Origin of the sequence: Pedobacter steynii, assembly GCF_900103665.1 — a bacterium.
Classification (GTDB): domain Bacteria; phylum Bacteroidota; class Bacteroidia; order Sphingobacteriales; family Sphingobacteriaceae; genus Pedobacter; species Pedobacter steynii.
Genome location: NZ_FNGY01000001.1, coordinates 743,460 through 765,771 on the forward strand (window position 1 = coordinate 743,460; position 22,312 = coordinate 765,771).

Genomic DNA, 22,312 nt, shown 5'->3' on the forward strand with positions numbered 1-22,312 from the left:
TAATGAACGAATTTATCAGCCTGTAAAGCAGGAAGTTCGCCTTCAATATAATATCCCTATAATATATATATTACCAAAAATCAAGCAATGATAAATAAAAAAAATAAGAACTGAGCTGTTTATTTGAAAAAAAGTGGGGATATATGGGGATTATTTTCCATGGATTGTTCTTTTTTTCTTGGAAAATGCCGCCGAAACGACCTCAATTATTATGCCGTTTTAACGTTTTTCAGCATCTGAATTTTGAGGCAAAAAAAAATATAAATTTATTTATATATGGCTGTTTTTTAGTGTATTAGCATTTATTTCTTCCATAATTTTGAAGTCTTTTTTTTGTGGTATTATTCTTGTTAAAGTCATTCCAATACCGCTATCTTGGTACAGCAATGGATCTTTACTAAAAATAAACGCTACACAATGAATATTAAGAGCTTACATTATAACCTGCTGGTTTTCCTTTTTCTTGTTTTTTGCAGTTCCTGCCGTACCGGTTCCGAAATTGCCCCATCCAGTGATGGTGTGAAGTTCAAATACCTGCTGGGTGTAAACGGACATGAATGGGATTTTTTGGAAGATCCAAGTGGTAAAGGGGTCAGTACTGATATTTATGAACCCAAAATGAAGCTGATGAAATCATTCAGTGGAGTCAGACATTATATTGATTGGGACAAATTAGAAACAACGCAGGGGAATTATTCCTACAATCCTACACATAAGGGTGGTTGGAATTATGATACCATCTATGTGAGGAGTAAGGCAGAAGGAATTGACATTCTACCTTGTATTAAAAACACCCCGGACTGGATGTATAATACCTATCAGGAGGGAGACCGCGATACGGATAATCTGCCATTGTTTAAGGGACAAGACCGGGAGAAGCCCCAGTCTTATGTGGATATGGCGAAGTTAGCTTTCCAGTTCGCAGCGAGGTATGGTTCAAATAAGCATGTGGATGCTACGCTGGTTAAGGTAAACGGAAAAGAGAGATGGCATGGAGACGGCGTAAATGTGGTAAAGATAGGAATGGACGTCATTAAGTATATAGAATGTAACAATGAGCCGGATAAATGGTGGAAGGGGAAACGTGCCCAGTTTTCGCCAACTGAGTTTGCAGCTAGTCTCTCTGCATTTTATGACGGACATAAAGGGACAATGGGAAAAGGTGTTGGCGTTAAGAATGCTGATCCTGGTATGAAAGTGGTGATGGGAGGTATTGCTAAGCCTGATGTTAACTTTGTAAAAGAAATGGTAGAATGGTGCAAGGAAAACAGGGGATATAAAGCAGATGGAACTGTGAATTTATGTTTTGACATCATTAATTACCATATGTATTCCAACGACAATACCAGCTGGTTCTCTAAGTTTGCAAGTAAAAAAAGAGGAATGGCTCCCGAGTTAAATAATATGGGAAAGATTGCTGATTCCTTTGTTGACCTGGCCAGAACCTTAGGGTCGAATGTGGAGGTCTGGTCTACTGAACTGGGATATGACCTTCGTGAGCAAAGTGTTCAGCGCGCCATTCCAATTGGAACAAAATCTGTATTGCTGACGCAGGCCGACTGGATTTTAAGGTCTTCTTTATTATATGCCAGACATGGCATCAACAGGATCTTCTTTTATCAGGCTTTTGACAGCGATCAACCAGGTGAAAACACGGGTAATCCTTTTGGGAAATCCGGGTTACTGCAACAGGAGAGCCGGAGACCTTCCGCTGATTATCTGTTACAGGCCGGCAAGTTAATGGGAGAGTATCGTTATTCACATACTATAAATCAGGATCCTTTCGTAGATGTTTACCGCCTCAACAAAAAGGAAATGTATGTTTTAGTTGTTCCGGATGAGGTTGGGCGAACCGAAGACTACGAACTTGACTTAAAAGGCGCTAAAAATGCCATCATTTACAGTTTAAAACCGGGTGCTGATCAGGTTGAACAAAAACAGGTGGCGACTTCAGGTGGTATATTGAAAATCAATGTAACCGAGACACCTGTGTTTGTTCAGGCGCTATAATCTTCTTGTTTATTAAAACAGAAAAAATTATTATTTGAGTTTAGCAGACTGGAAACAGATACCATATAGACCTGTTTCCAGTCTGCTGAAAAATAATATGCTACATTTTATCACTGTAAACACTACTTTTACAATACATGAAACTTACTTCTATTATTACGGTCAACTTTAATCAACCCGAAGTAACTCTGGCTCTGTTGAAATCAATTAAAAAAAATACAGCCCAGGAAGGCATAGAAGTTGTCTTAGTCGATAACGGAAGCAGGGAAGATCATGGTGACAGTTTTAAGGAGCTCTATCCGGAATTGGTTTACATTCGTTCAGAAGAGAACCTGGGCTTCGCGGGAGGAAATAATTTGGGAATCAAGGCATCCGGTGGCGAATATCTTTTGTTTCTTAATAACGATACCGAGATTACTGCCAATACGATTTCTGTTTTACAGGAAGAACTCCATTCCAATCCGGAAATTGGAATGATTTCCCCTTTGATTTTATACTTCGATCAACCAAAGACCATACAATATGCCGGGTTCACTGAAATGAATTATTTGATGTGCCGGAATAAAGGGATTGGAAGTATGGACGAGGATAAGGGGCAATATGACCAGGTCAGCAGGGAAACCGGTTATGGTCACGGAGCAGCAATGATGTGTCGCCGGTCAGATCTGGAGACTGTAGGCCTCATGGCGGAGAATTTTTTCCTGTACTACGAAGAATTGGACTGGTGTGAACAATTTAAAAAGGCAGGAAAAAAGATCTGGTTTACCGGAAGGACGAAAATCTATCATAAAGAATCGATCAGCGTAGGAAAAGAAAGCAGCATCAAAACTTATTTCATGACACGTAACAGAATGCTTTTTATCAGAAGAAACACAGGTTTTTTCAACACCCTGCTGTTTAATATTTACTATATCTTTCTGGCCAGTAGCAGGCAGATGGTAATCTATCAGCTTAAAGGTCGTGGAGACCTGGTAAAATGGGTGATTAAAGGGGTTTTGTGGAATTTAACAAACTCAAAAAATAGTAATAAACTCGGTTTTAAAATCTAATAATTAATGATTATAATTTTTTGGATCAGCCTTTTTCTGATCGCCTATACTTTTGTTGGTTACGGATTACTACTTTATATACTGGTGCGGATAAAGCGGTTATTTAAAAAACCGTCCTCCTTTGATCAAAACCATTTGTTGCCCAGTGTGACGGTGTTGGTAGCTGCCTATAACGAAGAAGAGCTGATAGAAGAAAAAATCAAAAATAGCCTGGAACTGGATTATCCCCGGGAAAAACTTCAGGTGATTCTTATTACTGATGGTTCCAGTGACCGTACCGTGGAAAGAGCCTCAAAATATCAGGATATTCTACTTTTACATGAGGATGTGAGGGCAGGAAAGATGGCTGCTATCAAACGTGCGATGCCATTGATCAAGACAGAAATTATTGTATTCACGGATGCAAACACCTTTTTAAATCAAAGCGCATTAAAAGAATTGGTGAAGCATTACCAGAATGAAAAGGTCGGAGCGGTAGCCGGAGAAAAGAGAATATTGGTTCAGGAGAGTGCTGATGCGAGTTCTGCCGGAGAGGGTTTTTACTGGAAATACGAGTCTGCACTTAAAAAGTGGGATTATGAATTGTATTCTAATGTTGGTGCTGCAGGCGAATTGTTCAGCATCAGAACCTCACTTTATGAACCTGTGGAAAGTGACACCATTATCGACGACCACATGATTGCAATGAGAATTGCAGAAAAAGGTTTTATTATTGCTTATGAGGCCGGTGCCTATGCCATGGAAACCGCTTCTGCAAATACTGCTGAGGAACTTAAACGAAAGATACGAATCGCAGCAGGAGGGATACAGTCAATTTTCAGGCTAAAAAGGGCAGCAAATCCATTTAATTATCCAGTACTGACCTTTCAGTACATTAGTCATAGGGTATTAAGATGGACTATAACTCCTTTTCTGCTCATTCTGGTATTCGTATTGAATGGCTGGATCGCTTTTAATAGTCCACAATTGATCTACAAGTTGATGTTTATAGGACAATTGGCTTTTTACTTTTTGAGCCTTCTTGGCTTATTTTTCGAAAGCAGGCACATCCGTATCAAAGCTTTTTTTATACCTTATTATTTCTGTGTGATGAATTACGCGGTAATGGCAGGAATTATTCGCTTCAGCAAAAAAAACCAGAGCGCGGCCTGGGAAAAATCAAAAAGAAAATAAGCTATAAATCGCTCCCTATCTGCATTTACTGCAAAGGGGAGCGATTTATTCTGATCGGATAGGACCTCAATACAACCTGAAATCCTGCCATTCCAAAGGAAAAAATAAGCTCACTAACAGCGGCTTTAGCAATCATAAAAGCAATTTAAATTATTTTTTATGATCAAGTGCACGCTGTAAAATCTGAGCAAATTCTTTGTCGTTGGGTGGCAATAAAAATGTTTTATGATCACCAGGGACTTCATGGATCTCCACACCATCAAGGGCAAACTTGTCCCAGCCCAGAGAAACCCTGTCGTCCAGATAATACAACCTTTTATCAACTCTAAAGAGGGTAACCATCACATCAGAAGGGGCAAGTACGTATTTTGCATTTGCCTTGCTATAAGCGCTGTAGATCCCTTTTTCATAAGCAGTAAAAACTTCTCTTTCCATTCCAAGATCAGAAGCAAAAAGTTTATTCCATTTATACTTTACAATATTGAGCTGATAAGCCATCGCTTCCTTAGGATTGGTAAAAAAGGACCTGGCAAAAAATGGCACCTTATAGAACTGGCGGATGATCTTTTTGAAGAGTTTCTGCAGTGCTCCGGTAGGGATTCCATGCGAGCCCGCATAAGTATCCATTACACCCAGTAATTTGATCTCTTTTCCCATCGCCTTTAATTGTTTTGCGATCTCAAATGCAATCAGACCGCCCAGAGAATAACCTGCAAGGGCATACGGGCCTTTAGGGTGGACCTTCAGGATTTCGTCAATGTACCTTTTGGAGATTTCTTCCAGGGTTGGCGGAATGCTCGTTTCTTTGTTAAGTCCCATTGCCTGGAGTCCATAAACCGGCTGTTCCTCATCAAAATAGGTGCTGATTGATTTGAATAACAGAATATTCATACCACCACCATGGATTAAGAAAATAGGATCTTTTTTGCCGGTGGTTTTGATCGGAACCAGCGAATCCCAAACTTCTTCAGTTTCATCTGCAGAGAGTTGTCCGGCCAGCTTTTCAATCGTGGAATTGTTAAAAAGAGTTGATAATGGAAGTCTCTTTCCGGTTTCTTTTTCTATGGCTACCATTACCTTTACTGCCAGAAGGGAGTGCCCGCCGAGCTCAAAGAAATCGTCTGTAATGTTCAGGTTTTCCAATCCCAGTGCAGCTGACCAGATATCAGCAACAAGCAGTTCATTTTTCGTAACCGGTAAGCGTTTCTGATGATTGCTCTGGTTATCTGTTTTTTTGGAATTCGGTTTGGGAAATGCATTTCTATCTATCTTCGCATTTGGCGTTAATGGAAAGCTCTTCAGCGCGATAAATTCTTCAGGAACCATATACGCCGGAAGTGCTTCATAGAGGTTTTCTTTCCATTTTTCTATCAATTCTTTAGAAACGACGATTTCATTCCTGGAGAAAGGCATTCTGGCATAATCGTATAAATTCGATTTCAAAGGTTCAGCAGCAGAAAAATCCGGTACTGCTGCTTTTCGGGAAGCAGGGATAAATACAACATCAAATAAGCCATCTGTACCATCGGTAGTCCACCTTACATGTGCATTGAAATGGAAACGTTCCCCTAGCGTCCAGAACAGATCCGGAGCATGCCCGTCTTTGACCTGAGCCACTTCATTTTTAATCGCCTCTAAGGAACTGTTGGGATCAGCAGTCAGCATCAATTGTAACAACCTGTGATCTTTGGCCGTTCGATCGTTTAAAACGTTTTTTAATTCAATGACAAGTGTGGGGTTACCAGCTAATAATTGCTCAATTTCAGTTAAAGAGTTCTCATTTTTCCAGCTGACCTGAATATCAGCGGCTGTTTTTTGGCAAGGTACAGCTACATACAGCCAGATGTCGTAATGATATTTTGTCGTCTCATTTAAAGACTGACCTTTCCTGAGTTGTACATCTACTCCGGTAATTTCAGGTATTATTCGCGGAAGGCTATAGAAAAATCCCGGATCTGCAACCAGTTCATCTTCTATGCGCACCCTATTGAGGACTGTTTCCCGGAAAGAAGCGAGCGTATTCCCATCGGCAGCATGAGGAAGGTGGTCCATTGCATGGCACATTTCCAGAGAATTTTTGCCCTGCATGTCTCCAATAAAAATACAACCACCTGTTTTCAGCGATTTGACAGATTCCTTAATCACCTTTATGAGGTAATCTGCGCTGGCAAAATATTGCGCAACGCTATGAATCAGCACAAGGTCAAATGAAGCGTCTACAATAGTCGAAAAATCATCAGCAGCGGCGGTTCTTGCTTTTACATGGCTCCATTGATCCGGCGCAGCTTCTAATTTCTCATTCAGGTTATGGATGGCCGTCTGTGCATAGTCGGTAGCCATATAATATTCTGCTTCGGGAGCAAGTTCAAAAAGGAGTTGTCCCGCACCACTTCCAATTTCAAAGATTTTCTTTGAACCGAGCGATTTGATTCTCTCCGCAGAGGCCTGAAGCCATTCAGCTGCCTGTAAAGCTAAGTCTGCACTGTTTTCATAATGTTCCAGTAAACTGTCGTCCAGATTCTGTTCTGAAAGGGCCAGGTCTTGTTTGGAAGCAGCCCCTATATCATAGAGTGCATCCCAGCGATCTTTCCACCAGAGGTTATCCTGATCCATTTTGTCATCAAGCAGTAAATAGGCGATCAAACGCTTGTCGGAAGGCGTATCTTCTCTTGCCAGCACCACAGCTTGTTTGATTCCTTCCTGCTCGCCGATAATGGTTTCAATTTCTCCTAATTCAATTCGATGTCCGCGGATTTTCACCTGTTGATCAATCCTTCCCAGGCATAGGTACTCACCATTTTCCAGCAGTTTGCCAAGGTCGCCGGTTTTATAGATCATTTGACCTGAATTTTCCCCGGCTATAAATTTCTCATTGCTGAGCTCAGGCCTGTTTAGGTAACCATCTGCGACACCATCTCCTCCGATGCATATCTCTCCGGGGATACCGGCAGGCAGAATTCTGCCTAATTCATCCATGATATAGATCTGAGTCTGATGGATAGGAAGGCCGATGGTGATTTGCTGGTCTGCAGGATTCACTTTTTTGATCGTTGACCAAATTGTCGTTTCCGTAGGACCATACATGTTCCAAAGCTCGGTACAGCGTTTCAGCAGCTGATCTGCGAGTTCTTTCTTTAAGGCTTCTCCGCCGCAAAGCACTTTTAGCTGATATGGTTTTTTCCATTCAGAGTCGATCATCATTTGCCAGGTAGAAGGAGTGGCCTGCATCATACTGATCGCTCTTTCTTCAATTATACTCAGGAGCAATCTGCCGTCTTTGGTTTCCTCAGCATCTGCAATGATGAGTTCAGCACCCGAGATGAGGGGAAGGTAAAGCTCCAGACCTGCAATGTCAAAAGAAATAGTGGTGATGGCTAATAAACGGTCTTCAGCAGTGATGCCCGGCGAAACCTGCATGCTCAATAAGAAATTAGAAAGGTTTCTATGGGTGATTTTCACCCCCTTTGGTTTTCCTGTTGAGCCTGAGGTATACAAGATATAAGCCAGATCAGGCGGACCTGGCTTTATTTCCGGATGATGATCCGGGTAGTTGCCAAGGTCTTGCCAGATTTCTTCAATTACAATTTCCAAGGCATTTGTTTTGAATCTGCCTTTGTTTTGTTGAGAAGTCAGTAATATTTTGGCAGCAGCATCCTCCAGCATAAATTCTATCCGTTCATGAGGATACTCGGGATCTAAGGGAATATAAATCGCTCCGGTCTTTAAGATGGCAAGCAGTGCGATCAGCATTTCCATAGACCGCTCTGTCGATAAGCCGATGATATCACCAGCCCGAACTCCCTTTTCAACGAAATAGAAAGCCAGCTGATTGGATTTCTTCATGAGTTCTCCATAGCTCATCTGCTGTTTCCTGAAAGAAACAGCGATCTTGTCCGGGTAAAGAGCAGCAGCTTCATTAATCAGCTCAATGGTGCTTTTAAAAGGAAGTTCAACAGGGCTTATTTCGCGGGAAAGTTCTTTTTTATTTGTTTGAGCGAATTCCCCTAGCTGAAGGTCAGGCTGATTTGCCAGTTTTTCCAGCAAAGCTTCAAAGTCATTCGTCATCCGCAGTAACGTTGCGGGCTTGAACAGCTGTGTATTGTAAGTCCATTCCAATACGAAACTATCTTTCGATCCCGTTAAATTCAAAAAGATCTCAAAAGTCTCATAGGCCCTTGGATTTGACACCAAACGGTGTTGCAGGGTGTCAAAAAAGACAGCACTATCCATACCCATATCCATGTTAAATACAACAGGTACTAATGGAATGCGGGACGGGTCCCTTTTTACGTTCAGTTTTTTTACCAGCTGACCAAAACTAAGTTGCTGGTGTTCGTAAGCATCGAAAAAAGCAGATTTTCTAAGTCTAAGGTATTCGGGGAAGGAAAGTTCAGGTGCAATGCTGCTTCTTAAAGGCAACAGGTTTACACAATGTCCAACCAATTCAAAGTTTTCTGTTGCCGATTGCCCGGCTGTAGGCAGCCCGACAACAATATCTCTTTGTTTCGTTTGCTGATATAAGAAAATCTCAAAGGCACTCAGAATGGTATTAACAAGACTGCAACCGGCTTTAGCGCCCATTGCCTTCAATTGATGGACAAGTGAAACCGGAAGCGGATGATCGATCCGGTCGGCTTTATAGGAACGGGTTGATGGCCTGACATAATCCGTTGGCAGGTCTAATACAGGAATGGTACCCTTATAAAGTTCCAGCCAGTAGTGCTCTACTTTCTTAAAATCATCACTTTGAAGAAAATGATGTTGTTCCAGTGCATAACTGCTGATCTGAGGCCCCTCTTCTAGAATTGCAGGCAATCCTTTTACCTGAGCATTGTAAAGCTTGCTCAGGTTTTCTAACATGATGCCTATAGACCAGCCATCTCCAATAAGGTGATGGATCACCAGTGTGAAATAATGCCGGTCCTCCGACAGTTTATGAAGATGGACCCGGAATAGTGGCCCATTTTGCAAGTCGAACGTAAGGTTCATCTGAGCCGTTACAAACGTTTTAAGAAGGCTGTCCTGTTCCCCCGCATCGTAGCTGCTCAGGTCTTCCATTTCAAAATCGAAAGGAAAGTCTTTATAAATGATAAAATTTTCTCCGTTTGCGCTAACTGAAGATCTTAAGGCTTCATGGTGTTTTACAATTATTTCAAAAGATTTTTTGAAGTAATCGAATTGAAAATCGCCCTTGAAATCCAGTGAAACAGATTCATTGTAGGCAAGGCTGGCTTCATCACCACCTATGATACAGGATAGCCAGATTTCACGTTGTGATTCGTTAATGGCTACAATTTTGTCAATATCTTTTTCGTCTTCAAATGGATTGAAGGTAATTTCGTTAAAACTAAGGTCTGATTTCTGATCAAGCATAATGATTAGTTAATTTCAACCTGAAGATATTTTCCATCCTGATTCGGATCTTTTATAAACCAGGCAGGGTTACCATTTTCGTCCTTTCCCAGTTTTGCTCCTGCAACCGGAGGTTGATTACCGTCGATGACAATGGTATTAAGAGGCTCACTTTTTTGGGCGACAGCAGGGAAAAAATCAGCTTCGATCATAACGTCCATGCTTTCCGTAAAGCATTTTATAACCTGTGCGATGTCCGCATCAGAAGTCGCTTCCGTGATAAAGCAGGGGAAGCCGTCTAATATATGGATACCCTTTTCTCTCATTAAGGTAAACATTAATTCGCTATATGGAATCTCTTCATTAAATTTTACTTTCCAGAGTGAGCCATAATTTGCGACAAAAAACGGAAGTTTTCTTTGTTCAATTTCTCGGTTCAGACTGGCTGCAATATAGTTTCCTTTTTCATTGAGTTGCTGCTGTAAGACCGGTCCCTTCTCTTTCATGTAAAGCAGGGATGCCTTTGCCGAAGCCAAAGCCAGGGGATGACGCACAAATGTGCCGGCGAAATAAGTTACCCCAACTTCAGGATAAGATTGATCTCCATATTCCCATGTTCCGCCATCAAGGGCATCCATAAATTCTTTTTTTCCTGCAATGACACCGATTGGAATTCCTGCGCCTACCACTTTTCCGTAAGAAGCCAGGTCAACACGAATGTCAAACAAAGCCTGTGCACCACCCGGATGCATCCTGAAGCCGGTGATCACCTCATCGAAAATCAATGCAGTGCCTGAGGCAGCGGTAATCTCTCTCACTTTTTTTATAAATTCTATGGGTACAAATTCCGGTCTCCGGCTTTGTATCGGCTCGATAAGTACCGCTGCAATTTCATCTGCGCGCTCTTTAATAATTGCCAATGCTTCCTCTGTTCCGTAATCTAGTACCAGAATGTTTTGTACAGCCTCGGGCATAATTCCTGCCGCTGCCGGGAAGGATTTTAATTTTTTTGTTCCACGAACCAGTACTTCATCGATAATGCCGTGATAAGAACCTGTAAATGCAACAATTAAAGAGCGTCCGGTAACCGTTCGTGCAATTCGGATACAGCCAAGAACCGCTTCGGAACCTGTACTGCATAGTGCGGACCTGTCAAAGCCGGTAAATTCACAAACCAGCTTGCTGACTTCTGCAGCCAGCTCATGTTGCGGGCCAACCTCATAACCGTTTTCTATCTGATCATGCATCGCTTTCTTAATCACCTCCGGTTGATAACCCAAAAGGTTGGATCCGAAACCGTTTAAAACATCTATGTATTCATTTCCATCAAGATCCCACATTTTGCTGCCGCTTGATTTATTGATCACCACCGGGTAAATCAGTTCCTTTGTTTGTGGTCTAAAGCCTGAAACAACGCGGGGGTCGGCCATAAAAGTTCTGCTTTCTGCTGCATATGCTTTGCTTTTGGATGTTTTAGTGGTATAGCTGCGGGTCAGTTCCTGAAGGAAATTCAATTGTTTTGGATTCAGGTCTGAGGAATGACGCTCTATTTTAGGGGTTGCTCCAAATGGTTTTTGAATCTCTGCTTTTTCCTGAAGACTCAGTTCCTGATTTTCGGTTTGTTCCGGACGGATAACCGCCGGAGCTGCCTGGGCCATAATAGCCGGAGTGGTATTTGTGAGCACCAATGGTTGATTTCCCTGCATCAGCATTACCTGCTTGGACAGAATTTCCAACTGTTGGGCAATCAATCCTAATGCACTGTCATTGCCCGGGATGGAATGGTTTAAAGCGATATGGTTGGTCTGTAGCGAAGGGGCCGACTGGAAATTTGGCGTACTTGCTGCTGCCGGGGCAGGAGGAGTGGCAACAGGAAGGTCAGGAGCTGTATTTTGATCTATATAATTTACCAAAGCATCTATGCTTGGGTATTCTTCATTTAATTTTCTAAAGGTAATGGGCAAATTGAACGCTCTCTTTAAGGAAATTGCCACCTGGGTAAGCAATAGGGAATCCAGTCCGATTTCCAGAAAATTTCTATCTGATGGAATGCCGTTCATCTCAATTCCAGAGGCGTCTTCTAATACTTGTTTGATCTGTGCGGCTAGGGTGTCTTTTCTCATAGTTAGCGTATTAATTAGTTCTTGCTCATTTACTGGCGGATTTTCTGTTTTTTCATTAACAACAGGTTGATTTATTGCCAGGGCATCAACCCAGTATTTTTTTCTGTCAAATTGGTAAGTAGGAAGGTTAATGAATGTTCTTTCCTGTCCTTCGAAATAATTACTCCATTCCGGAGTTAAGCCATGGAGCCATAACTGGCCCAGTGCATTTAATATGGAGGAAGTTTCCTCCTCTTTATTGCTTAGACTGGATATGGCCTTAACTTGTTTCGCTTTAAAACCTGCAATCTGTTTAATCAGGGTTGCGGTAACTGTTCCCGGACCGACCTCCAGGAATAATGGCAATTCACCATCAAGAATGGTCTCAATTGCATTGCTAAATTGTACTGTTTTTCTGAGGTGTCCAGCCCAATAGTCTGGATCTGTAGCCTCCTCTGCCGTTAAGATATTTCCTGTAACTGTAGATACAATTGTAATTTCAGGAGCGTTAAGGGTTACCCCCGCAACTACCTTTTTGAAATCTGCTACAATAGGATCCATCATAGAGGAATGAAAGGCATGGCTGGTAAACAATAACTTATTTGCAATTTCTCTGGAGTCGAGTAATCTGGCAAAGTCCATAATCTGATGATCAGCACCTGCAACCACACAGAGTTTCGGACTATTCACAGCTGCAATGGCCAGATCGCCGGTTAACATGGCGGAAATGGATGCGACCTCATGTCTGACTGAGAGCATACTTCCGGAAGGAAGTTCACTCACCATTGCACCTCTGATGGCGATTAGTTTCAATCCATCTTCCAGTGAAAATACGCCGGAAAGATGTGCTGCAACATATTCCCCGATGCTGTGTCCGCAGAATAGTGTTGGAAAGATCCCCCAATGCATCCAGAGCTTTGCCATGGCATATTCTGTCACAAATAAGGCCGGCTGAGTATACCTCGTGTCTTTTAATTTTTCAGATGCCGCTTCTGATGGCTCAGATGGAAATATGATCTCCCTGATGTCCAGGTTAATATATGGAACGAGTAAGGCTGCGCACTGGTCTACTGCCGCTTTATATACCGGCTCCTGCTGGTAAAGTGCGCTGCCCATATTCAAATATTGCGCACCCTGGCCCGGAAATGTAAATACGACTTCTCCGGGAAGCTCCAGCAGTTGGTGTGCTTCTACTGCGTTTGGCTGTTGTTCGGCAAGCGACTGCTGCAGTTGCGTTATCTCAGCGGCGACCTGAAATCTTCTGAAACGGAAATCAGTTCTGGACTTTTGAAGAGTATAAGCAATATCGGAAATGTTCAGTGCTCCGCGCTCTTTCAGCGCTGCAGAAAGGGCTTCAGCATACTGATCCCTGCTATGCGCTGAATTGGCAGACCAGGTAATCAATTCAGCAGATCTGCCTGCTGAGGAATGGGAAGGTTTATTTTCATAGCCCTCAAGAATGACATGAACATTGGTTCCCCCAACGCCAAATGAGCTGACTCCGGCGATTCTTTTTTTGGTATCCCATTCCGACAAAGTATGGTTCACATAAAAAGGACTATTCGCGAAATCAATATTCCTGTTAGGAGTTACATAGCCTATGGAGGCTGGTATTTTTTTATAGTATAAAGACAGACAGGTTTTTATCAGCCCCGCGACACCGGCAGCCTGCGTTAAATGCCCAAAATTACTCTTTATAGAGCCGATTGCGCAGAACTGGTGTTGAGATTGGGCCCCAAATGCAGCCCTCAGTCCTTCAAATTCTATGGGGTCGCCTATTGGCGTGCCTGTTCCGTGTGTTTCAATATAACTGATTTCTGCAGCCTCAATTCCTGCATCTTCTATGGCTTGTGCAATAGCGTCAGATTGACCTTCAGTACTTGGAGCGGTAAAACTACCCTTGCCGGATCCGTCATTATTTACACCTACGCCTTTGATCAGGCCATAAATCGTATCGCCATCCTTTTCGGCGTTTTCCAGCCTTTTTAACAGGACAACGCCTGCGCCGTCACTAAATACGGTCCCGGTAGCTGCGTCGTCGAAAGGACGACAATGACCATCGGCACTTAGCATACTCCCTTCCTGATAGAGGTGGCCGCTATTAATGGGGGAAGTGATGCTGGCGGCGCCGGCTAATGCCGCATCACATTGTCCTGAACGCAAGCTGCCTACTGCCTGTGCAATGGCCAATAAGGAGGTTGAACAAGCAGAATTAACGCTTACCGCAGGTCCTTTTAAGTCCAGATGATAAGCAGTTCTCGAGGCGATATAATCCTTTTCATTAACCGTTAGCACCTGCAATTTGCCTTGGTTTTCAATAAGATCCGGGTGGGAGAGTACATTGTATTCATAATAGGTATTGCTACCGCTTCCCGCGAAAACGCCTATTTTTTGGCTGGTTTTTGAGGCCGAATGACCGGTTTGCTCCAATACCTCCTGTGCAATTTCAAGAAATACCCTCTGCTGAGGATCCATGAGTTCTGCTAATTTGGGATTGATTCCAAAGAAAACCGGATCAAACTGATCGGCATCTTTTATAATTCCTCTTGCAGGAACATAGGATGGGTCCTGTCTGATGTGTTTTGCAATGGTTGGATCCAGTTCATCCTGATTAAAGAAGGTCGTGGTTTCCCTGCCTTCTGTAAGCACGTTCCATAACCCATTTATCGTATTTGCTCCCGGAAACCTGCCTGCCATTCCAATTATTGCAATGTCGGCAGATTGATCTTGTGCTTTTCTTTTTTTTGACTCCCTGATCTGCATGGAGGTATTCTTGTCCAGAAATTTCGCCATTGAAGCCACAGTAGGGAACTGATATAATTTGGTGATCGGCAGGTGATATTCGAACCGGTATCTTAATTCTGACACGATCTTTTGAGCCAGTAAAGAGTTTCCACCCAGTTCAAAGAAATTATCATCTATTCCTATCTTGTCATATTGGAAGATATCCGATAACAGTTGAGCAATCTCTTTTTCCGGTTTTGTGCCCGGTTTTTTATAAAGCACATTTAACTCCGGTCTCTTTGCGTCCGGTTTTGGCAATACTTTTTTATCTATTTTCCCGCTAACGGTTTTTGGAAACTGCTCCAGCCAAATGAAATTTGAGGGGATCATGTAATCCGGCAGGGAGTTCATTACCTGATCGCGAAGAATTTTTGCGTCAAAGGCAGCCTTGTTTCCAACGATATAAGCGACCAAATTTTTTCTTCCCGGTTGATCCTCTCTTAATATAACGACTGCTTGTTCCACACTTTGGTGTTGCATCAGCGCCACCTCAATTTCTCCGAGTTCTACCCGGTTGCCCCGTATTTTGATCTGACCGTCTTTTCGGCCGTGAAATTCTATTTCTCCATTGTCCAGGTATTTCCCCAGATCGCCGGTCCTGTAAACTTTTACTTTCCCCAGTGCAGGGTGTTCCCAGTCCATAAATTTTTCGCTGGTTAATTCCTGCTGGTTTAAATATCCATTGGCCAGAGAAACACCTGAAATGCACAATTCACCTTCTTCTCCATTTTCCAGTAGTTGCAGGTCCTCATTCAGCATAAATATAGAGGAACCGGCCATCGGACTACCAATTGTAGGAATTGCAGGCCATTTTTCAGGATCTCCGGATAATTTCAGTGTGGTGACGCAAACTGTCGCTTCAGTTGGCCCATAAATATTCAAAAAAACACTATCGGCCAATGCAGCGAAAAAGGTTCTTATAGTGGGCGTGATTTTTAGCAATTCACCTCCTGTGGTGACTTCTTTTAATGCCAGGGGGTATTTGTTTTCTGCAATTGCAGATTCAGTGAGGTATTGTAAAGTAACATAGGGAAAAAAGGCCTTATTGATCTGATGTTGAATCAGGAAGCTCAATAACCGTCCTCCATCCAGCCGGTCATCATCTCCAATCAGATACAGCGTTCCTCCTGTGGTCAGGGGTACGAAGATTTCCTGAAAAGAGGCGTCAAAACTTAAATGGCAAAACTGTAAGGATCTGGTTCCCTCGTTGCTGAGTGAGTTTTCTTTTTGCCAGTTTAGAAAGTTAGTTAAGCTTTTATGGCCCAGGCATACACCTTTGGGTCTTCCTGTAGAACCGGAAGTATAAAGTACACAGCCATTCAGTCCCTGGTTAAAGGGGAGGTGATCTGTTTGTACCGCTGGTTGTTCAGGGGCAACGGAATGCAGTCCAAGATTGGAAAAGAATTCGGATTCATTATTTAGTGAAATACATGTTTTAACGCCCGAATCTGTTATAATTTGGTGAAGTCTGTTTTCCGGATAGCTGGGGTCCAGCGGGAGGTAAGCTTTGCCTGCTTTTAGAATGGCCAGCAATGAAACAATCATTTCGATGGAGCGGCTGGCGCTGATTCCAATGATACCCTGATCAGGCGCAATACTTAATAATACCCGTTTTAAATCTTCTGCTTTTGCATTTAACTCCTTATAGGTGATGGCTGTTGAGCCAAATACAACAGCTTTAAGGTCAGGATATAGCGCAGCTGCCTGGTCAAAAAGTTGGTGCACCATCATATTTTTGTTTGGGCTTAAAATGAACTGATTTATCGACATGGAAGAGAAATTGGACGTCTGGCATATCAAAGTTAATAATTTATGTAAACGATGATCCTGATCATTTTATATAGTTAAAAAAAATGTTAGTTATTTATAATTTTCAACATCATCTGTTGAAAGCTTTAGTGTACTTATTTCAAATAGCTCTCCTTGTTTTTGTAGTTTCATTATAATCTAATTATAGATTTTTCTAAAATACTAAAATATAAGGGATCATGAACAGAAAAAAACTGTCTAATAATGAAATGACTAGGGTGGTTTGTTTTGTAAAATACTTATTGTTAAGCTTTTGTGTTGATTTTTGTGCGTTGACGAAGCTTTTCTTTCAAAATTACAGGCTGTAAAGGAGGGAAAACTGAGTGCTTTTTTTTCTGTAAAATAGTTGTTGTTACCGAATACTGATGGTCTTTGGCTGAAGAGAAAAATGGACAGGCTGCCCGGTATTGAGGTAATATTTACACAGTAGGGGGTATAAAAAAAGCCGCTTAAAAAGCAGCTTCTCTTGTTGGATCTATTTCTTTTCCGGTGGAGTGGATACGATCTCTCCGAATTCATTCACATAAGCCATCATGCTTTCCAGATCACCGCCTGTAGAATTCTGCTGGCGTTCCTGCTTGCGTTGTTCTTTATCTTCTTTTTTCTTCTGCCTGTTTTTTTCTAGTTGCTTCTTCATGAAGGTAGCCTGAGATTTAGCCATAAATTCAATGTATTAGTTAAAAAATAACTCTCTCCTCTGGTTTTACCTATTCTATAAGCCTGCTTTCGTTGATTCCATTATAGATCAATTTGGCTAGAATGTAATTTAATTCTCGGGAGGCAACGGATCAGCAACCTGGAGAAATTGAAACCTGATCAAATGGATTGATCAGTAAGTAAGTAGTAAGAGAATAGTTGTAATGATATCCCGTTTCATGCAAATGTAAGCAATTTTAAGTTCATAATCAATTGCGGCGCAGTTTTAAATAACGAAAAGTAGGAGGGGGATCGGTTTAAATGTTTTCTGAGGTGCTAATGTGAATGAATCTAAATTGCAAAGAGCGCTTTTGTCTAAAGATTCAATCTCTATTTTTGTCAAAAAAATAAACATGTCAAAAACTAAACTAACAATAAATAGCAACGGCTCTGTAAAGATTGATGGCGACTTTGAGATTGTTGATGCACAAGGTAATGAATATGGCTTGCAGGGAAGAACAGTGTTGTCCATCTGTCGCTGTGGTTTATCTGCAAATAAGCCTTTTTGTGATGGTGCACACCGTGGCCATTTTGAGCACGATGCGATTGCATTTGAGCTTCCTCCAAAAAAGGTATAGCCCCTGCGTTGTTTGCATAAAAAAGGAAAGCCCTGATGACAATTGTCATCAGGGCTTTCCTTTTTTGTTTTATTCTATTTGCGAAGGGTAAGGGTATAATTGGTGAGTATCTTTCCCGTGATTGTTTTGTCTGTCTTAGTTCTCAGCTGAATGCTCAAGTCGTATTTCATGTTGCCGGCGTTTACGAAAGCCTTTAATGAATCCGGAGCAATGATCGAAGACAAGTTTAACCTGGCCAATATGGCGCCATCGGAAATGTTGGTCACTTTGGCAAGACTGTCTATTTTACTTCCGCTTTTGAGAAACACCTTTACATTGGAGAAATTTCTAAAATTACTTGCCGTATCAATGTAACTATAATTACTGTCTCTCTTGCCATCAAGGGTTCTGCGTCTGGTAGAATCCTGGGTCATGATAAAGCTGGATAGTTTGATGCTGACAATGTCTTTCAATTCAAAACCCCCGGCTTTTTTTATTTCTTCTGTCAGGTTTAATAAGCCTGACAGGTCTTTGATACTGGTGTTTGGACTGCTAATATTGTCACTGGCAAGAAGTGTAAATTTAATGGTGTCCGTTTTAGTGATAACGTCACGTTGAATGCTCTCGCTAACTTTGTTGCATGCTGTAAAAGCAAGTAGGAGTGCTGCCGTTATGAATAGTAAGTTCGTTCTCATGATTGTTGTAACTTATTGCTGGCTGATGAAAAGGCCGATGTAAAAGTACATATTAACCAGCAGATTTATTTATACGTAATCTTGCGGTATTTATTGCAGGGAAGGAGGGGAGTTGTTTTCTCTTCCACTTGTTTTTCTGCCTGTAAATTCCTGGTTTTGATCCGCTTCTTTTTTTCTCTTTTTTTTATCCTGAAATCACAGAACCTTTATAATATTTGGCCTAAAATGGTGCCCATATAATGTTTTGTATCTTTGTTTAATTTTTTGTTTATCAGTATGTTTATGGTGATTGTCTTAATTTATAACTGTAGTTGGTGCTAAATTTCAGACCTGTTTTTGCTGTTTATTTCAGAATAATATTTTGTACTGTTGTCACTTGATCTGTATTACAGTTAGTTATATATGTTTTTGTCAACTAGTATTGCTGTCTGTTGTAAGCTGCGGAAAAATCAGTTCTCATGGTCTTGAATCGTTCTACTACGGTGGCAATAAACGCTTCGTCCAGCATTTGAAATATCTCATTTGCCCCTCCTCCACTCAGGTCTAATTCAGATAATTTATAACTCTGTTCCAGTGTTCCCTGTTCAAACTTTACAATGTATTTCTGGTTCATATTGAATAGGGTGATCTTGCATTCCGGATGTGGTAGTTCTGCTATTACTCTCATGTTTTTTTCTTTAATAAAAAGCCGTCGTTTCAAATGATGAAAGACGGCTTTTCGGTTTTATCTGTTATTATAGTTTAACGCCCATTTCCCTGATCAGGAAATCTGCTTTGTCGATTTTTGCGGCTACCCATAGTACGTAACGAATGTCAACGCCTATTGATCTGCTATAGCTTTCATTCCATGCATAATCGTTGATGGTTGCTCCATAAGCGCGGTCAAAGTTGACGCCGATGAGCTCACCTTTGGCATTCATGATTGGAGAACCAGAATTTCCTCCTGTAGTATCCATGTTGTAAAGGAAGGATACCGGAACGTCATTCAGGTCTTTCTTGGCAAAAGGGCCGAAATCTTTGGCTTGCCATAGTGCCTTGATCTGGGCAGGATAGTCGAATTCCGGGTTTCCGGTTGTTCCTTTTTCCAGGATTCCTTTGATGGTGGTATAAGGTCTCATATAAGAGGCATCTGCAGGCCAATATCCTCTTACGTAGCCATAAGTAAGGCGTAGCGTGCTGTTGGCATCCGGGATGAAGTCCTTTTTCTTGAATTTCTCCTTTACGTTCACATAATCGCCCATTAACTTGTTCAATACACCTTCCCTGCGGTCTTTTTCCGGTTTGATCTCCGCGATTTGGCGGGCGAGGTCTTTTTCGAACAACAATAGACCGTCGTTATAGTCGGCAATGGCTTTAGGGGATTTTAAAAGCGTGTTCATGACATATGATTCGTCTTTTAGTTTGCTTAAACCGAGTGTGTTTTCAGTAAACTGGTCAATCACCGCGTTGCTGTTTGCGCCTTTACTCGTGACTTTATTTACGGCAGTTACTTTTTGGGTGGGGTTAAACGCTGCCGCATCTGTCAACATTCTTTTGAATATCTTTCTGTCTACCTCTATTTCATAGGCTTCATAAGTGTTGCTTAATGATTGCTTTAAGCCACCGATGTTCTGGTCGAAGAAATTCTGTTTCTCTGCAGCAGGTTGTGCATCTAATGCTGTTTTGAAGTTGTTGATGTTTCTTGATACGGACAGTAAGCTGGTGGAATTGTAAATTTGAGCAAACCATAAGTCTCTCTGTGCGTCTCCGTTAATGAGTTTATATAAATTGTCAATATCACTCATTAGGTTGCCGTATTTTGCTTTTACATCTACGTTGTTGTTGATGAACTGTGCCAATGAAGCGTCTTCTTCTTTCTTCTGTGAAATGAGGTCGATGCCTTTTAGTCCCTGAAGTTTTCCTCTGTAGTTTTTCAATACATTGGCATTTCTCTTGATTCTGGTGGCCAGCTTGATTTCGGTAGTTTTGTTTTTCTTGCCGGCACTTTCCATGGTGCTGTTTTGGAAGTCGTATAGTTCAGATACGTATGGCAAAACGTATTGCTGCTGATACTGGATGAATTCAGCAGGACGGTGGCGGAAAGTTTTTCCGGGATAACCTAAGATAAATACAAAATCTTCTTCATTGGTGCCGCTTGGGTTTACTTTTAAGAATTTCTTAGGTGTATATGGAACGTTGTCTTTTGAGTATTTAGCAGGAGCGCCATCTTTTGCCACATAGGCGCGCATGAAAGAAAAGTCTCCGGTATGACGTGGCCATACCCAGTTGTCGGTTTCGCCACCGTATTCGCCAATCTGGCGATTGGGTACGTAAACCAGTCTGACATCCTGGATGGTTTTGTAGCGGAACAGTACATAGGTCTTTCCAATGAACATTTCTGAAACTTCAGCTTTAATACTTGGGTCTTTTTTCTCTGCTTCTACAGCGATATTCTTCATCGCATCGTTGATGAGTTTTAACCTGGAAGCGGGATCTTCGATCTGAGCAACTGCGCCCAGGATTCTGTCAGAAACATCTTCATAACTATCGGTAATACGGCAGGTTAATCCTTTTGCTTCAATCTCCTGTTCATGTGATTTAGCGACAAATCCATTGGTCAGGTAATCGTGTTCGGGAGTGCTGGCCAGCTGTACCGCGCTGAATGCGCAATGGTGATTGGTGATGATGAGTCCTTCATTGGATATGAATGATCCTGTGCATCCGCCTACGTTAACAAGGGCGTCTACAAGGCTGGTGCCATTGGGGTTGTAGATTTCATTTTGGTCGATCTTTAAGCCTGCTTTCTTTAAATCCAGTTTGTGGATTTCGCTTAAAGGGAACATTCCTTCATCCCAGGGCTTATAGCCCGACTGGAGGATTCCGAGTGCGAATAGTGAAGTAAATAATAAGGTTTTCTTATTCATTTCGATGGTGTGTTTATTTATGAAACCCCAAACTTAGATAAAATTTCGGCAACATTTAGGATTGCGCTTTTGTATCTTTGGGTGTTAAATACTAATGAAATGTGATATGGCAGAAGATTTAAAGATTGTTACAGATATCAGTAAAGAAGCGCAGTACCGCTCCTTAATTCCTCAGATAGCGGCATTAATCCAGGGCGAGCCTGATCAGGTTGCAAACCTGGCAAATATCGCTGCGGCCCTCAAAGAGCAGTTCGGCTGGTTCTGGGTGGGATTCTATCTGGTGAAGAATGAGGTGTTGGTTTTGGGGCCATTTCAGGGGCCTGTTGCCTGTACCAGGATTCAAAAGGGAAAAGGCGTTTGTGGGGCTTCCTGGTTACAGGGAGAGACTTTGATTGTTCCCGATGTGGAGGAGTTTCCCGGTCATATTGCCTGCGCTGCGGCATCCCGTTCGGAGATCGTTTTGCCTTTGTTTAAGGATGGAGAAGTGATCGGTGTTTTAGATGTGGATAGTGAGCACCTTGCTCATTTTGATGAAGTTGATGCGAAATACTTAAAGGAAATAATTAGTTTACTGGATGCCTAAATTGCCTGTTTCCTTTTATCAGAATGAGGACGTGAATGCGCTTGCCCTGCAGCTCCTTGGGAAGCGGTTGTTTACCTGCATCGGCGGAGAGGTTACCGGCGGAATCATCGTGGAAACTGAAGCTTATAAAGGAGTCGAAGATAAAGCATCCCATGCCTATGGAGGGCGTTTTACAGACAGAACCAAAGTGATGTATGAGAACGGAGGATTGTCTTATGTATACCTTTGTTATGGAATTCATCACTTGTTCAATGTCGTTACGGGACCGGAAAAAACACCTCATGCCGTGTTGGTCCGGGGACTGGAGCCGCTGACTGGTTTGGAGTTGATGATGGAAAGAAGAAGGATGTCTGTCCTGAAGCCCAATATTACTGCGGGACCTGGCGCTTTAGCGAAGGCGATGGGAATTGATCGTCTGCTGAATGCTAAAGACCTTACCGGAGAGGAAATCTGGATTGAGGATGCGGTGCCTGGCTGGAACAGTAATGAAGTGATAGCAGGACCAAGAATCGGGGTTGATTATGCCGGAGACCATGCATTATTGCCCTGGAGGTATTATGTCAAAGGCAATAAATATGTGAGCAAACCAAGAAGCTGAT

Annotated in this window: 12 protein-coding genes; 6 read left to right on the forward strand and 6 right to left on the reverse strand. The window is 42.1% G+C overall.

The window, feature by feature from the left end:
- Positions 1-417: 417 nt before the first annotated feature.
- The 3 genes from BLQ87_RS02945 to BLQ87_RS02955 all read left to right on the forward strand — a co-directional run bounded on the left by BLQ87_RS02945 (position 418) and on the right by BLQ87_RS02955 (position 4,232).
- Positions 418-2,010 carry a hypothetical protein gene (locus BLQ87_RS02945; protein ID WP_074604622.1) on the forward strand — a complete coding sequence of 531 codons (1,593 nt, stop codon included), beginning with the start codon at positions 418-420 and terminating at the stop codon, positions 2,008-2,010.
- Positions 2,011-2,147: 137 nt separating this feature from the next.
- Positions 2,148-3,059, forward strand: coding sequence for a glycosyltransferase family 2 protein (locus BLQ87_RS02950; protein ID WP_074604623.1), 912 nt, complete (start codon positions 2,148-2,150; stop codon positions 3,057-3,059).
- A gap of 6 nt (positions 3,060-3,065) precedes the next feature.
- Positions 3,066-4,232, forward strand: coding sequence for a glycosyltransferase family 2 protein (locus BLQ87_RS02955; RefSeq protein WP_074604624.1), 1,167 nt, complete (start codon positions 3,066-3,068; stop codon positions 4,230-4,232).
- Between the two features lie 150 nt (positions 4,233-4,382).
- Here BLQ87_RS02955 and BLQ87_RS02960 read toward each other — a convergent pair whose 3' ends face one another.
- The 3 genes from BLQ87_RS02960 to BLQ87_RS02970 all read right to left on the reverse strand — a co-directional run bounded on the left by BLQ87_RS02960 (position 4,383) and on the right by BLQ87_RS02970 (position 16,916).
- Entirely contained in the window at positions 4,383-9,605 is a 5,223-nt protein-coding gene (locus tag BLQ87_RS02960; protein WP_074604625.1) for a non-ribosomal peptide synthetase, read from the reverse strand.
- A gap of 5 nt (positions 9,606-9,610) precedes the next feature.
- Positions 9,611-16,201 carry a polyketide synthase gene (locus BLQ87_RS02965; protein WP_245723786.1) on the reverse strand — a complete coding sequence of 2,197 codons (6,591 nt, stop codon included), beginning with the start codon at positions 16,199-16,201 and terminating at the stop codon, positions 9,611-9,613.
- A gap of 553 nt (positions 16,202-16,754) precedes the next feature.
- The gene (locus tag BLQ87_RS02970; RefSeq protein ID WP_233602992.1) at positions 16,755-16,916 is read right to left on the reverse strand and encodes a hypothetical protein; all 162 of its coding nucleotides are present in this window, start codon (positions 16,914-16,916) and stop codon (positions 16,755-16,757) included.
- A 412-nt stretch (positions 16,917-17,328) separates the two neighbouring features.
- On the opposite strand from BLQ87_RS02970, the gene BLQ87_RS02975 reads away from it, so the two are divergent.
- The gene (locus BLQ87_RS02975) at positions 17,329-17,553 is read left to right on the forward strand and encodes a CDGSH iron-sulfur domain-containing protein (protein WP_074604627.1); all 225 of its coding nucleotides are present in this window, start codon (positions 17,329-17,331) and stop codon (positions 17,551-17,553) included.
- 74 nt (positions 17,554-17,627) lie between these two features.
- On the opposite strand, the gene BLQ87_RS02980 is transcribed toward BLQ87_RS02975, so the two are convergent.
- The 3 genes from BLQ87_RS02980 to BLQ87_RS02995 form a co-directional block, all read right to left on the reverse strand.
- On the reverse strand, positions 17,628-18,227 hold the full coding sequence (locus tag BLQ87_RS02980) for a hypothetical protein (protein ID WP_074604628.1): 600 nt from the start codon (positions 18,225-18,227) through the stop codon (positions 17,628-17,630).
- A 415-nt stretch (positions 18,228-18,642) separates the two neighbouring features.
- A complete protein-coding gene (locus BLQ87_RS02990; RefSeq protein ID WP_074604630.1) occupies positions 18,643-18,894 on the reverse strand; it encodes a hypothetical protein in 252 nt (83 codons plus the stop codon).
- Positions 18,895-18,961: 67 nt separating this feature from the next.
- Positions 18,962-21,130: a S46 family peptidase gene (locus tag BLQ87_RS02995; protein ID WP_074604631.1), complete on the reverse strand. Its 2,169-nt coding sequence runs from the start codon at positions 21,128-21,130 to the stop codon at positions 18,962-18,964.
- Between the two features lie 106 nt (positions 21,131-21,236).
- Here BLQ87_RS02995 and BLQ87_RS03000 point away from each other — a divergent pair, with 106 nt between their 5' ends.
- Both BLQ87_RS03000 and BLQ87_RS03005 read left to right on the forward strand, forming a co-directional pair.
- Entirely contained in the window at positions 21,237-21,713 is a 477-nt protein-coding gene (locus BLQ87_RS03000; protein ID WP_074604925.1) for a GAF domain-containing protein, read from the forward strand.
- Positions 21,706-22,311 (forward strand): DNA-3-methyladenine glycosylase, encoded by a 606-nt coding sequence (locus BLQ87_RS03005; protein ID WP_074604632.1) that lies wholly within the window; start codon positions 21,706-21,708, stop codon positions 22,309-22,311. The genes BLQ87_RS03000 and BLQ87_RS03005 overlap by 8 nt, the downstream gene beginning before the upstream one ends.
- Position 22,312 lies beyond the last annotated feature (1 nt).